This is a genomic window from Brachybacterium sp. AG952, assembly GCF_004362645.1.
GTDB classification, from domain to species: domain Bacteria; phylum Actinomycetota; class Actinomycetes; order Actinomycetales; family Dermabacteraceae; genus Brachybacterium; species Brachybacterium conglomeratum.
Genome location: NZ_SNXV01000004.1, coordinates 267,464 through 279,865, shown reverse-complemented (window position 1 = coordinate 279,865; position 12,402 = coordinate 267,464). Strand labels below are relative to the sequence as shown.

Annotated in this window: 11 protein-coding genes; 8 read left to right on the top strand and 3 right to left on the bottom strand. The window is 70.9% G+C overall.

Translation table 11 applies throughout. The annotated features are described in order from the left end of the window. Window positions 1-427: 427 nt before the first annotated feature. Both DEU31_RS11625 and DEU31_RS17195 read left to right on the top strand, forming a co-directional pair. Window positions 428-2,143, top strand: coding sequence for a sodium:solute symporter family protein (locus tag DEU31_RS11625; protein WP_010551856.1), 1,716 nt, complete (start codon window positions 428-430; stop codon window positions 2,141-2,143). A gap of 101 nt (window positions 2,144-2,244) precedes the next feature. Next, window positions 2,245-2,373, top strand: coding sequence for a putative transporter small subunit (locus tag DEU31_RS17195; RefSeq protein ID WP_010551855.1), 129 nt, complete (start codon window positions 2,245-2,247; stop codon window positions 2,371-2,373). Window positions 2,374-2,391: 18 nt separating this feature from the next. Here DEU31_RS17195 and DEU31_RS11615 read toward each other — a convergent pair whose 3' ends face one another. After that, the gene (locus DEU31_RS11615; protein WP_133677231.1) at window positions 2,392-3,432 is read right to left on the bottom strand and encodes a Gfo/Idh/MocA family oxidoreductase; all 1,041 of its coding nucleotides are present in this window, start codon (window positions 3,430-3,432) and stop codon (window positions 2,392-2,394) included. Window positions 3,433-3,657: 225 nt separating this feature from the next. Between DEU31_RS11615 and DEU31_RS11610 the strand changes: the two genes are divergently transcribed. After that, complete coding sequence (locus DEU31_RS11610; RefSeq protein WP_133677230.1) at window positions 3,658-4,011, top strand: hypothetical protein; 354 nt, start codon at window positions 3,658-3,660, stop codon at window positions 4,009-4,011. A 39-nt stretch (window positions 4,012-4,050) separates the two neighbouring features. On the opposite strand, the gene DEU31_RS11605 is transcribed toward DEU31_RS11610, so the two are convergent. Next, entirely contained in the window at window positions 4,051-4,986 is a 936-nt protein-coding gene (locus DEU31_RS11605; protein WP_133677229.1) for an aldo/keto reductase, read from the bottom strand. Window positions 4,987-5,309: 323 nt separating this feature from the next. After that, entirely contained in the window at window positions 5,310-6,527 is a 1,218-nt protein-coding gene (locus tag DEU31_RS11600; RefSeq protein WP_243733821.1) for an ROK family transcriptional regulator, read from the bottom strand. Window positions 6,528-6,802: 275 nt separating this feature from the next. Between DEU31_RS11600 and DEU31_RS11595 the strand changes: the two genes are divergently transcribed. From DEU31_RS11595 to DEU31_RS11575, 5 genes are all read left to right on the top strand, one after another. Next, window positions 6,803-7,795, top strand: coding sequence for a sugar ABC transporter permease (locus DEU31_RS11595; RefSeq protein ID WP_133677227.1), 993 nt, complete (start codon window positions 6,803-6,805; stop codon window positions 7,793-7,795). Next, window positions 7,795-8,712 carry a carbohydrate ABC transporter permease gene (locus DEU31_RS11590; RefSeq protein WP_133677226.1) on the top strand — a complete coding sequence of 306 codons (918 nt, stop codon included), beginning with the start codon at window positions 7,795-7,797 and terminating at the stop codon, window positions 8,710-8,712. Before DEU31_RS11595 ends, DEU31_RS11590 begins: the two co-directional genes overlap by 1 nt. Next, complete coding sequence (locus tag DEU31_RS11585) at window positions 8,709-10,085, top strand: extracellular solute-binding protein (RefSeq protein WP_166649487.1); 1,377 nt, start codon at window positions 8,709-8,711, stop codon at window positions 10,083-10,085. The genes DEU31_RS11590 and DEU31_RS11585 overlap by 4 nt, the downstream gene beginning before the upstream one ends. A gap of 40 nt (window positions 10,086-10,125) precedes the next feature. Continuing rightward, window positions 10,126-11,085, top strand: coding sequence for a Gfo/Idh/MocA family oxidoreductase (locus DEU31_RS11580; protein ID WP_133677224.1), 960 nt, complete (start codon window positions 10,126-10,128; stop codon window positions 11,083-11,085). A 99-nt stretch (window positions 11,086-11,184) separates the two neighbouring features. Beyond that, a complete protein-coding gene (locus DEU31_RS11575; RefSeq protein ID WP_133677223.1) occupies window positions 11,185-12,192 on the top strand; it encodes a Gfo/Idh/MocA family oxidoreductase in 1,008 nt (335 codons plus the stop codon). Window positions 12,193-12,402: the final 210 nt, after the last annotated feature.

Below are 12,402 nucleotides of genomic sequence, written 5' to 3'. Positions count from 1 at the left end.
GCCGACGGTCCTGCCGCAGGGGAGGGGCGCGCCGAGGGAACGTCCTGCATCTGTATGCGACGCATGCAGCCACGGTGCCCCGATCACCACCCTGCGAATGTCTGACAATCGGCAATCGCGTGTGACCTGCAGTAGTTACTCGTTCGTTACCGGCTGCCTGGCAATCCCCTGAGGGTTGTGCGAGTATCTATGCGACTCCACGCGTGATCGAGGGCGGGGGAGCGGCCCGGGAGGGCCCACCCGTCCCCGCCGTCAGGGCGCGCCCCATGCGGCGCTGAGGCGAGGCCTCGCCCGGGCGAGATTCGACGCGATTCGCGACGGGGTCGATCGCCGGTCGGCCCCGCGAGGGGCCCCGTCTGGCCCGATGCGCCCTGCGGCGCGGGGGACCGGCCGCACGTGACCGGTCCACCGCGACGAGAGGAAGTCCATGCCGCCCGCTCCCTCAGGCGAGATCATCCAGCTCGGGATCATCGGGATCGCCCTGCTCCTGCTCCTGTTCTACGGGGGCACGATGTGGATGTCCGTGGCGATCTCCCGCAAGCAGGAGAACGCCGACGACTACATGACCGCCGGCAACCGCATCGGCTTCGGCGTCTCCGCCGCCTCCATGACCGCCACCTGGATCTGGGCGTCCTCGATGTACGCCTCGGTGACCGCCGGGTACACCTACGGCGTCTCCGGCCCCATCCACTACGGGCTCTGGGGCGCGCTGATGATCCTGTTCATCTATCCCTTCGGCAAGCGGATCCGGAAGGTCGCCCCGCGCGCCCACACCCTCGCCGAGGTGATGTACGCCCGCCACGGCCGCTCCTCGCAGGTGATGCTCGCCGGCTCCAACGTGCTCGGCTCGGTCATCTCGCTGACCTCGAACTTCATCGCCGGCGGCGCGATCATCGCGATGCTCTCCCCGCTCAGCTTCGGCGCGGGCATCCTCATCATCGCCGGCGGTGTGCTGCTGTACACCCTGTGGTCCGGCTTCCGCGCCTCCGTCCTGACCGACTTCGCGCAGGTCATGGCGATGCTCGGCGCGGCCGTCGTGATCATCCCGGCGGTGTTCTTCCTCGCCGGCGGCCCCTCGATGTTCGCCGAGGGGGTCGCGGCCGGGCACGTCACCCCGCAGCAGGAGAGCTTCTTCTCCTCCGACGCGTTCATGAACCAGGGCGCCCCCTACATCGCCGCGGTGCTCGCCTATGCGATCGGCAACCAGACCATCGCCCAGCGCCTCTTCGCCGTGCGCGAGGACCTCATCAAGCCCACCTTCGTCACCGCCACCGTCGGCTACGGCGCGACCGTGATCGGCGTGGGCATGCTCGGCGTGATGGCGCTGTACCTGGGCGTGGAGCCGATGGGCGGTGACGTGAACAACCTGATGCCGCAGATGGTCGGCACCTACCTGCCCGTCGCCCTGGTCGCGCTCGCCTTCGTCATGATCGTCGGCTCGCTGTCCTCCACCGCGGACTCCGACCTCGCGGCGCTGAGCTCGATCGTGATGACCGACTTCTACGGCCAGTCCGTCGGCCGGAAGAACGTCGACCCGAAGCTCATGCTGCTCATCGGCCGGATCACGATGATCGTCGCGACGGGTCTCGCGCTCTACTTCGCCACCGCGCGCTTCAACATCCTCGACCTGCTGGTGTTCGTCGGCGCGCTGTGGGGCTGCCTCGTGTTCCCGGTCATCGCCTCCTTCTACTGGAAGAAGGTCACCAACCGCGCCTTCACCCTCTCCGTGATCGCCGCGCTCGTGGTGTTCCTTCCGGTGCGCTTCGAGCTCCTCCCGCTCGAGGGCGTCTGGGCGCTGGTGGTCGAGCTGCTGGCGATCGTCGGCGTGGGCGTGGTGCTGGGGATCATGGCGTTCGGCTTCTTCGGGCTGCGCGCCGCGATCGTGATCGGCGCGACGGCGACCATCGCGGTGCTGCCCTTCGGGTTCGGATACCTGCGTGACTTCGAGACCCTCTCGGGATCGCTGGTCGCCTACGCCGTCTCGTTCCTGGTGTGCTGGGCGCTCAGCGTCCGCTCCTCGCAGGACTTCGACTTCTCGGTGATCAAGAAGGTCACCGGCGACTTCGACGAGGAGACGCCCGCCTCCGAGCTCGAGGGCCTCGCCGACGACGACCGCATGGCGGGTCGCGGCCCGGTCCGCTGACCCGGCGGCACCCTCACCTCCGGCGGCCCCGTGACGACGGGGCCGCCCCGACCACCGCTCCTGCCGGCCGTGCGCCGGCCCCGCTCCCCGAAGGAGAAACCATGACCGCTCTGCTGACCGCCTACGTGCTCATGTGGCCCGTGCTCGTGCTCGGGATCCTCATCACGATCGTCCGCGGCTTCGCGAAGGACGCGCGCGAGGCCCGCAAGGAGGGCCGCTCGATCATCTGAGACCCGGCGGCCGACGGCTCAGTTCCCGACGCCGCTGCTGCGGTAGGCCTCCTTGAGGATCCGCAGCGAGTCCATCGCCTCGGCGGGCCCGATCCAGAACGGCCCCTCGGAGTCCAGCCCGGCGTAGAAGTCGCGGATCAGCTCCTCGTGGGAGACGCCCCAGTAGGAGCGGCCTCCCGCAGTCGCGACCCGGTCGGAGAAGCTGTCCACCCGGCCGTCCTTCCAGCGCACGGTGAGTCCGCCGACGCTGCCGGAGCGGACCTCGAGATAGGCGTTGTCGGTCTCCACCTCGAGCTCGACGGGCCGCGCGACCGGCGCGGTGAGCGTCGCGTAGAAGGTGGTGGTGATGCCGGAGGCGTGATGGAGCACGAGGTCGGCGGTGTCCTCGGTCTCGACGACGCCCGCGAACTTCTTCTGCGAGACGAGGCCCTCGGTCCGCTCGACCGGGCCCAGCAGCCACTGCACGAGGTCGAGGGTGTGGATCGCCTGGTTGATCAGCAGACCGCCGCCCGCGGTCTCCCACCGGCCGCGCCACGGCTTGGCCGCGTAGTACTCCGCCGTGCGCGACCAGACCACCGACGCATAGGCGCCGCGGACCGCTCCGAGCTCGCCGCTGGCCAGCAGGCGGCGCAGCTCCTGGCTGCCGCGGTTGTAGCGGTTCTGGAAGCAGATCGCGACCTTCGGCGCGCCCGCGCCGCCGTCTGCCCGCGGGGCGGAGACGGCGGCCAGCGCCTCGACCAGCCGGTCGCCCTCGGCGAGGGTGTGCGCGAGCGGCTTCTCCTGGAGCACGTGCACGCCCCGCTCGAGCGCGGCGAGGGAGGGGCCGACGTGCTGGTCGTGCGGGGTGGTGACGTGCACGGCGTCGGGACCGAGGGCGTCGATCAGCTCCTCGGCGCTCGCGAAGGTCGGCAGCCCCGTCTCGGCGGCGGCGCGCTCCCGCGCGGCGGGGTCGATGTCCGCGATGCCGACGAGCTCGAGCCCGTCGATCGCCTCGATCGCCCCGACGTGGACGACGGAGACGTCCCCGTAGCCGATCAGACCGATGCGACGCTGCGCCATGAGCCGTGCCTCCTCGCCGCTCCGCTGCGGCACCTGGGTGGATAGAGAGAATCCCGGCCATTCTCTCCGGTGGGGTGACGGAGCGGTATCCGTTGCCATGCGATGCCCGTCCTCGCCTGCCCGTGCCCGGGGACTTCTCCCCATCGACGGCGGCGCGGGGGTCGGCCAGACTGAAGCTGACGGCCCTGGGGAGGGTCGGCGTCGCATCGACCTCCAGGGGGAGCCATGACCGCAGGCCAGCGTTTCGAGGACCAGAGCACCATGCGTCCGGGGGACGCGCCGCGCAGCCTGTGGGTCGGGCTCGTCGTCGGCCTGCTCGCCTTCGTCCTGAAGCTGACGTTCTCCTCCACCCGCACCGTCAACGGCGCGATGGTCGAGTGCTCGTACTTCGACGCGGGCGCCCTGATCGCCGCTGGTGTGTGCCTGCTGTGCGGGATCCTCGCGATCACCTCGAAGCTGCGCCGCCCCCATCACTTCCCGATGCACGCCGGGGTCGTGCTCGGGGTGTCCGGGTTCGTGCTGCTCCTGGCCGTGGTGCATGTGCTGCGGGCGTTCGGGATCGTCGGCGGGATCTGCTGAGCGGGGCGCGCCGACGCGGGAGGGCGCTGCGGGCCCGGCTCAGGGCACGATCCACCCGGCCGCGCGGAACAGCTCGTACCACTCGGCGCGGGTCAGCGGGATGTCGGAGCCGGCGGCGGAGTCCGCGACGCGCTGCGGGGTGGTGGTGCCGAGCACCACCTGCATCTGCGCCGGGTGGCGGGTGATCCACGCGGTCGCGATGCCCTCGGGGGTCACGTCGTACTTCGCGGCCAGACGGTCGATGATGGCGTTCAGCTCCGCGTACTCGGGGTGCCCGAGGAACACCCCGTCGAAGAAGCCCGCCTGGAACGGGGACCAGGCCTGGATCGTGATGTCGTGCAGGCGGCAGAAGTCGAGGATCCCGCCGCCGTCGCGGACGATCGACTGGTTGCTGCCCTGCATGTTCGAGGCCACGCCCTGCGCGACGATCGTCGAGTGCGTGATCGACAGCTGCAGCTGGTTGGCGACGATCGGCTGGTCCAGGTGCTTCTGCAGCAGCTCGATCTGGCGCGGGGTGTGGTTGGAGACGCCGAAGTGGCGCACCTTGCCGCTCGCGTGCAGCTCGTCGAAGGCGCGCGCGACCTCCTCCGGCTCGACCAGGGCGTCGGGGCGGTGCAGCAGCAGGATGTCGATGCGGTCGGTGCGCAGCGCGCGCAGCGAGCCCTCGACCGACTCGACCAGGTGCTCGTAGCTGTAGTCGAAGTACGGACCCTCGGGCACGATCCCGGCCTTGGTCTGGATCGTGACCTGGTCGCGCTCCGACGGGGTCAGTGCGAGCGCCTCGGCGAAGCGCTCCTCGCAGCGGTGCTTCTGTCCGCCGTAGATGTCGGCGTGGTCGAGGAAGTCGATGCCGGCGTCGCGGGCCGTGCGGACCAGGGTGCGGATCTCCTCGTCGGACTTCTCGGCGATCCGCATCAGGCCGAGCACCACGTTCGGCGCGGTGATGTCGGTGTGGGGGAGGGTGAACTGCTTCATGGCATGACCTCGTCGGCATCGGGGGCGGGGCGCCGGCTCCCGGCGCAGGACGCCCGTGCGGCGCCGCCGCACAGAAGCCTACGCGCCCCCGCCGCGCGGCCTCTGCCTCCCCGGCCTCTGCTTCCCCGCCCTCTGCCTCCCCGCCCTCTGCCTCCGGTCCTGCCCAATTCCCGTCACCCTGCCCCCGCCGCCCGCAATCTTCTGCGCTCTCTGCGTGACCTCAATGCCCTATGGCGGTTGAGGTCACGCAGAGAGCGCATTTGTGTGCGGCAGGACGCGCACGTCGGCTGCGGCGGGGTCTGCGCGGCAGCGCGAGGGGAGGGTCAGCGCACGGCGGGAGAGAGCTCCCGCTGCAGGAACAGCGCCGCCGCGCCGAGCGCGCCGACCCCGTCGCCGAGCCGGGAGGACTCGATCACCACCTGCTCGGGTGGCGCGTCCCGACGCACCCGCTCCTCGATCCTCGCCAGCACGTGCGGGGCGAGCACGTCCCAGTGCGGCCCGCCGAGCACCACCCGGTGCGGGTCGTGGATGCCGACGAGGCTGCGCAGCGCCTCGCCGAGCGCGGTGCCGTAGCCCTCGAGCAGCGCCGCGGCGACCGGCTCCCCGTCCTGCGCCGCGCGGGCCAGCGGTGCGAGCGAGTCGGGGCACCCGTCGCCCGACCGCTCGGGGTCGGGCAGCCCCGCCTCCGCCATCGCGGCCAGCAGCACGGAGACGTCCGTGAACCGGCTCAGGCAGGCCCGGCGGCCGCAGCCGCACATCTCCCCGTCCAGCCCCGTCGGCAGGTGGCCGATCTCCCCGGCCAGCGCCGCGGCGCCGTGGTGGACGCGCCCGCCGACGCTCACCGCCGAGCCGATCCCGGCGCCGGCGAGGACGTACAGCACCGTCTCCTCCTGCGCCCTCTCCTCGGGCCGCTGCCCGGCGGACCAGTTCTCGGCCGTGAGCGCGGCGTTGGTGTCCTTGTCGAGCACCACCGGCAGCCCGGTCGCGGCGCCGAGCTCCTCCACCAGCGGCACTCCGCGCCAGCCCGGCAGCCAGGGCGGGTTCACCACCAGGCCGCGCCGCACGTCGATCCCGCCGGGGCTCGCGACGCCGATCCCGAGCATCGCCTCGCGCGCCGTGGCACCGCCGGGCGTGCGCCAGCCCTCCGCCTCGAGCGCCTCCTGCATCCCGCGCAGGGCGCCCGCGATCCGGGCGATGTCCTCGGCAGGGGAGTCTGTCGGCGCCGGCAGCGAGCGGTGCAGGACCGGCCTGCCCAGCAGGTCCACCACGACCAGCGCGATCTGCGAGGGGTCCAGGTGCACGCCGGCCGCGACCTGCGCCGTGGGCACGATCCGCAGCACTGTGCGGGGCTTGCCGCGGGAGCCGGCGAGTGTCCCGTCGGTCTCGATCAGGCCCCGCTCCCGCAGCCGCCGGGTGATCAGCGAGACCGCTTGGCGGGAGAGCCCGCTGGTGGTGACCACCTCGGACTGGGAGGTCCCCTCGGGGGCGCTGCGCACCGCGTCCAGCACGATCAGCTCGTTGCGCTGACCGAGGTCGAGCATCGTCCTGCCCTGCATCCTCACCACACCCTCGCCTCCCGGAATGTCCGGATCCCATCTGTGGAAACCGAGTATCTCCCCTCGGCCCCTTCCCTTTAGTCCAACGGTGTGAGTAATGTACGTCACCAGCGCCGCACCGCGGCGTCGGTCCCGGGATCGGAGGCGACTCCGCCCGGGTCGGGTGCCCGCCCCGCGCGGCCCCCTCGGCCCCGCAGCAGCGGCCGAGCACCTCACCGGCACGACATGGACGTCGTGCCCTTCAGTGGAAGGAGGGACCGATGAGCTCACCCCAGGCAGTCGACTCGCGCACCGCGGGTCCCGGCATCGCCGCAGCCCGGGCGGCCGTCGCAGCGCAGCCCGCGCGTCCCCGCCCGGGCAGGTCGACGGTCCGCCGTCGCAACCTGCGCACCGGGCTGCTGTTCATCTCGCCCTGGATCGTCGGCGTGCTGATCTTCATCGTCTACCCGGTCGCGTACTCGATCGGGCTGAGCTTCACGCGCTACTCGGGCATGGAGGCCCCCACCTGGGTGGGCCTGCAGAACTACGTCACCGCCTTCCTCGATCCGCTGGTGCGGACCTCGGTGGGCAACACCGTCTTCTACGCCGTGATCGCGGTGCCGCTGGGCCTGATCGTGGCGCTGTCCCTGGCGCTGGCGATGAACCAGAACGTGCGCGAGGTGGCGCTGTACCGCACGATCTTCTACGCCCCCTCGCTCATCCCGGCCTTCGCGATGTCGTTCATCTTCATCGTCTTCCTGAACCCGCAGTTCGGTGTGTTCAACCAGGTCCTGGGCCTCTTCGGCGGCTCGAACGTGAACCTGCTCGGCGATCCGACGGGCGTGAAGATCGCGATCATCCTGATGGCGCAGCTCGGCGCCGGCAACGCCGCGCTGATCTTCCTGGCGGGCCTGCGGAGCGTGCCCCGCACCGTCTACGAGGCGGCGCGCGTGGACGGTGCCGGCCCGATCCGGCAGTTCGTCTCGATCACCTTCCCGCTGCTGACCCCGGTGCTGCTGTTCAACCTGATCACCGGCGTCTCCGGCGCCCTGCAGGTGTTCACCGAGGCGTACATCGTCACCAACGGCACCGGCGACCCCGACGCGGGCGCGCTGTTCTACATGATGTACCTCTACAAGAACGCCTTCGGCTTCGCCGAGCTGGGCTACGCCTCCGCGCTCGCGGTGCTGCTGTTCCTGGTCGGCCTCGCCCTCGCCCTGCTGATCTTCTGGCTCTCGCGCCGGTTCGTGAACTACGACGTGGAGGCAGGCTGATGAGCAGCATGATCCAGACCGACACCTCGAGCGTCGTGCGCGCCAAGAAGGCGGGCGCCGAGCAGTACAACCGCCGGGCCGACGGCACGCCCCGCCCCTGGTACTCCACCGCCATCGCCCGCGTGGTGATGATCGCGCTGAGCCTGCTGTTCCTGCTCCCGCTGTACTGGATGATCGCCTCGGCGCTGAAGTCCGACGAGGAGCTGGCGCAGTTCCCGCCCACCCTGATCCCGCAGAGCTGGGAGTTCGGGAACTTCGTCGACGCGGTCACCGCGATGCCGTTCCTCCAGTTCTTCGCGAACTCCGCGATCATCACCGTCTCGGTGGTGGTGCTCTCGGTGCTGTCGAACTTCGTGATCGCCTACGGCTTCGCCTGCATCGACTGGCCGGGCCGCGACAGGATGTTCTACGTCGTCATCGCGACGCTGTTCCTGCCCTTCCCGGTCACGCTGATCCCGATGTTCGACCTGTGGGCGCGGCTGGGACTGGTCAACACGCTGTTCCCGCTGATCATCCCGGCGGCCTTCGGCTCCGCGTTCTACGTGTTCCTGCTGCGCCAGTTCATGCTGCAGATCCCCCGGGCGATGCTCGACGCCGCCCGCGTGGACGGCGCCAGCGAGTGGCGGATCCTGTGGACCATCGCGTTCCCGACCTCGCTGCCCGCGCTGACCACCGTCGCGATCTTCGCCGCGGTCGCCTCGTGGAACGACTTCATGGGACCGCTGATCTACCTGCAGGACCAGGACGTCCAGACCCTCTCGATCGGTCTGCAGGCGTTCCGCTCGGTCAATGCGCAGGACGTCTCCTTCAACCTGCTGATGGCCGCATCGTTCCTGGTGATCCTGCCCCTGCTGGTCCTGTTCTTCGTCTTCCAGCGGTACTTCATCCGCGGCATCACGATCGGAGGCTTCAAGTGATCTCGAGGCGATCCCTCCTCGCCGGCAGCGCCGCCGCCGGCCTCGGCCTGGGTCTCGGCGCCTGCGCCTCCTCGCCCGACGCGGGGCCGAACGTCATCCGCTACTGGGGCGTCGGCGCGGCCGACAAGGACAAGGACGAGCAGGTCCGCGACGCCTTCCTGAAGACCGACGCCGGGAAGGACGCCCAGATCTACATCGATCAGGTGCCCTCCTCCGGCGTGGCCGACATGTCCCAGATCATCACCGCGGTGCGCGGCGGGACCGCCCCGGACCTGTGGTGGATGGACCGCTTCAACGCGGTGCAGAACGCCTCCATCGGGCTGCTCGAGCCGCTGGACGACCTCATCGAGAAGTACGAGGACGTCTCCCCGGAGGAGTTCAAGTCCCAGTGGATCCAGTTCGCGGTCGACGAGCTGACCTACGACGGGAAGCTCTACGGACTGCCCTGCACCACCGACGCCCGCGGCCTGATGTACAACGAGGACGTGCTGCGGGACGCCGGCGTGGACCTGGACCTGTTCGAACCCGCGAAGCACGTCATCACCTGGGACCAGCTCGGCGACGTCGTCGAGCAGGTCGTCGAGACCGACGACCGCGGGAACTACACCCGCTTCGGCTTCGCGCCCTGGCTGGGCGAGGGCTGGCCGTACACCTGGGCCTTCGGGCTCGACGCCCAGGCGTACGACAACGACAGCGCGACCGTCACGCTCGACTCGCCCGAGTGGGAATCGGTGTTCCAGCTGTACGCGGACTGGGCCGAGCGCTTCCCGTACGCGACGGTCGACGCGTTCATGGCGACCTACCAGCCGCCGAACGCGCCGCCCACCCAGACGGCGATGTTCAGCGGGCGGCTCGCGATCGACATCACCGGCCCCTGGCAGATCTCCGGCAACGAGAAGTACGCCCCGGACCTGCCGCTGAAGTTCACCTATCTGCCCGTCGCGCAGGAGGGCGATCCGACGTACACCTGGTCCGGCGGGCAGTGCCTGGTGATCCCGGCCGGTGCGAACATCACGAGGACCCTCTGGGAGTTCCTGAAGTTCTACGCGGGCTTCCAGGGCCAGTCGACCGTGGTGCCGCAGTTCGGCAACCTCCCCACGAACCTCCGCGCCATCGAGGAGGGGACGTACAACCCCAAGGCCGAGCTGTTCCGGCAGATGCTGCCGAACTCGACCTCCCGCCCGCCGCTGCCCGTCGGCTCGGCGATGTGGGACACCCTCACCCGCGCCCGCTCTTCGGTGGCGCTGGGCTCCCGCAGCCCTGCCGCGGCGGTCGCAGACAACCAGTCGATGATCGCCCCGAAGATGGACCTCTTCGAGGGCTACCGCATGCCGGACACCTACGGGCAGCCGAGCCCCGTGCCGGGCAGCTGAGAACCACCACCACCCACGACGGGAAGAAGGACCCCACCTCATGACCCACCCCCTGCGCATCGCCGTGCTCTCCGCCTGGCACGTCCACGCCGAGGAGTACGGCCGCGCCGCGATCGACCACCCGGACACGGAGCTCGTGGCCGTCTGGGACGACGACGCGGAGCGCGGCCGCGAGCTCGCCGGCCGCCTCGGCGTCCCCTTCGAGGCGGACCTCGAGGCGCTGCTGGCCCGCGAGGACCTCGACGGCGTCACCTCCACCACCGCCACCACCGACCACGACGAGATCCTGGGCCGCGTGATCTCCGCCGGGAAGCACGTCTTCACCGAGAAGCTGCTCTCGCCCACGCTCGAGGGCTGCGATGACCTGACCAGCGCCGCGGAGGCCGCGGGCGTGCAGATCACCGTCTCCCTGCCGCGCCTCGCCCACGGCTACGCCCTCGCCCTGCGCGAGGTGCTCGAGGCGGGCCGGCTCGGCCGCCTCACCTACTCCCGCGTGCGCCTGGCCCACAACGGCTCGACCGCCGACTGGCTGCCCGAGCGCTTCTACGACCCGGCCGAGGCGATCGGTGGCGCGTTCTCCGACCTCGCCGCCCATCCCGTCTACCTCACCCAGCTGATCCTGGGGGAGGAGGCCGCGACCGTCACCGCGAGCTACACCGACATGACCGGCCGCGGCGTCGAGGACAACGCGGTCGTCACGATCACCACCCCGGACGGCGCGATCGGCGTGATCGAGACCGGCTTCGTCACCCCCGCCAGCCCCTTCTCGATCGAGGTGCAGGGCACCGCCGGGACCGTGCAGTACGACGACGCCGAGAAGCGGATGCGGCTCGGCACGGCCGACGGGTGGGAGGACCTCCCGCTCCCGGCCGACGGCCCCGCGCCCTTCGACCAGTGGGTCGAGGCGATCCGCACCGGCGTGCCGACGAGCGAGAACCTCGCCCGCGCCCGCGCGCTGACCGCCCTGACCATCGCCGCCAACAGCGCCGCGAACGCCTGACCCCGGCGGCCGACGGTCCGGGCCGTCGGCCGCCCCATGACCTGCCCGGCCCACGGGCCCGGTCTGCACGACCGCACCACAGACCTCCAAGGAGCACCCATGACCGTCACCCTCCCCGTCCGCATCGGCATCATCGGCGGCGGCGGCATCGCCAACGCCCACCTCACGGGCTACGCCGCCATCCCCGACCGCGCCCGCATCACCGCGATCGCCGACGTGAACCCCGAGGCCCTCGCCGCCCGCACCGAGGAGACCGGAGCGACCGGCTACGCCGACTTCCACGAGCTCGTGAAGGATCCCGAGGTCGACGCCGTCGACATCTGCCTGCCCCACCACCTGCACAAGGCGGCGATCGTCGCCGCGGCCGAGGCCGGCAAGCACATCCTGTGCGAGAAGCCGCTGTGCCTGACCGCCGAGGAGGCCGCCGAGGTGCGCGCCGCCGTCGAGAGGGCCGGCGTCACCCTCATGTGCGCCCACAACCAGCTGTTCCTCCCCGCCGTCGCCAAGGCGAAGGAGATCATCGACTCCGGGCAGCTGGGCGACGTCTACGAGGTGCGCACCACCGACTCGTTCTACAACGACTTCGACCCCGCGAACATGGGCTGGCGCGCCCACGCCGCGACCAGCGGCGGCGGCGAGTACATCGACACCGGCTACCACCCCACCTACCTGCTCATGCATCTCTCCGGCGGCAAGCCGGTCTCCGCCTTCGCGATGATGTCCACCCACCGCCTGAAGTTCATGGAGGGCGAGGACTCGGCGCAGGTGCTGGTCCGCTTCGACAACGGCTCGGTGGGGCAGCTGGTGACCTCGTGGGCGTACGAGGCGGCTCCCGGCACCGACCGCTTTTCGGTGGTGGGGGAGAAGGGCTCGCTCTCCTCCGACGGCACCACCCTGCGCGTGAAGCTGCGCGGCGGGGAGGAGCAGGTCTTCGAGCACGAGAGCGTGGACACCTTCGCCGCCGAGATCGCGGACTTCGTCACCTGCCTCGAGACGGGCCGCCGCCCGCTGAACACCGAGGACGAGGGCATCGCCGTGCTCGGCATCATCCTCGCCGCCTACGAGAGCTCCCGCACCGGGGCCGCCGCGGACGTGCTCTCCGTCTGAGCCGCTGCGGCTGCGCATGATTCCGCGTCCTCTCCGTGACCTCGCCCGCCATAGGGTGCCGAGGTCACGGGGAGGGCGCGGCAGTCTGCGCCCGGTGCTCGGCGGGCGCGTGCCCGGTGAGCATCGCGCGACCTCCCGGTGAGCGGCCGGTGACGGGCGGCCGTCCGTCCCGGCCCGACGCCGCGCCCGTCGGTTACAGTCGGACTCGCA

Excerpts from the sequence above, each read along its gene's own strand:
- DEU31_RS11605 (WP_133677229.1), bottom strand. The coding sequence starts at position 4,986 with ATGAAGCAGTTCACCCTCCCCCACACCGACATCACCGCGCCGAACGTG.
- DEU31_RS11580 (WP_133677224.1), top strand. The coding sequence starts at position 10,126 with ATGACCCACCCCCTGCGCATCGCCGTGCTCTCCGCCTGGCACGTCCAC.
- DEU31_RS11575 (WP_133677223.1), top strand. The coding sequence starts at position 11,185 with ATGACCGTCACCCTCCCCGTCCGCATCGGCATCATCGGCGGCGGCGGC.
- DEU31_RS11600 (WP_243733821.1), bottom strand. The coding sequence starts at position 6,527 with ATGCTCGACCTCGGTCAGCGCAACGAGCTGATCGTGCTGGACGCGGTG.
- DEU31_RS11610 (WP_133677230.1), top strand. The coding sequence starts at position 3,658 with ATGACCGCAGGCCAGCGTTTCGAGGACCAGAGCACCATGCGTCCGGGG.
- DEU31_RS11625 (WP_010551856.1), top strand. The coding sequence starts at position 428 with ATGCCGCCCGCTCCCTCAGGCGAGATCATCCAGCTCGGGATCATCGGG.
- DEU31_RS17195 (WP_010551855.1), top strand. The coding sequence starts at position 2,245 with ATGACCGCTCTGCTGACCGCCTACGTGCTCATGTGGCCCGTGCTCGTG.
- DEU31_RS11615 (WP_133677231.1), bottom strand. The coding sequence starts at position 3,432 with ATGGCGCAGCGTCGCATCGGTCTGATCGGCTACGGGGACGTCTCCGTC.
- DEU31_RS11590 (WP_133677226.1), top strand. The coding sequence starts at position 7,795 with ATGAGCAGCATGATCCAGACCGACACCTCGAGCGTCGTGCGCGCCAAG.
- DEU31_RS11595 (WP_133677227.1), top strand. The coding sequence starts at position 6,803 with ATGAGCTCACCCCAGGCAGTCGACTCGCGCACCGCGGGTCCCGGCATC.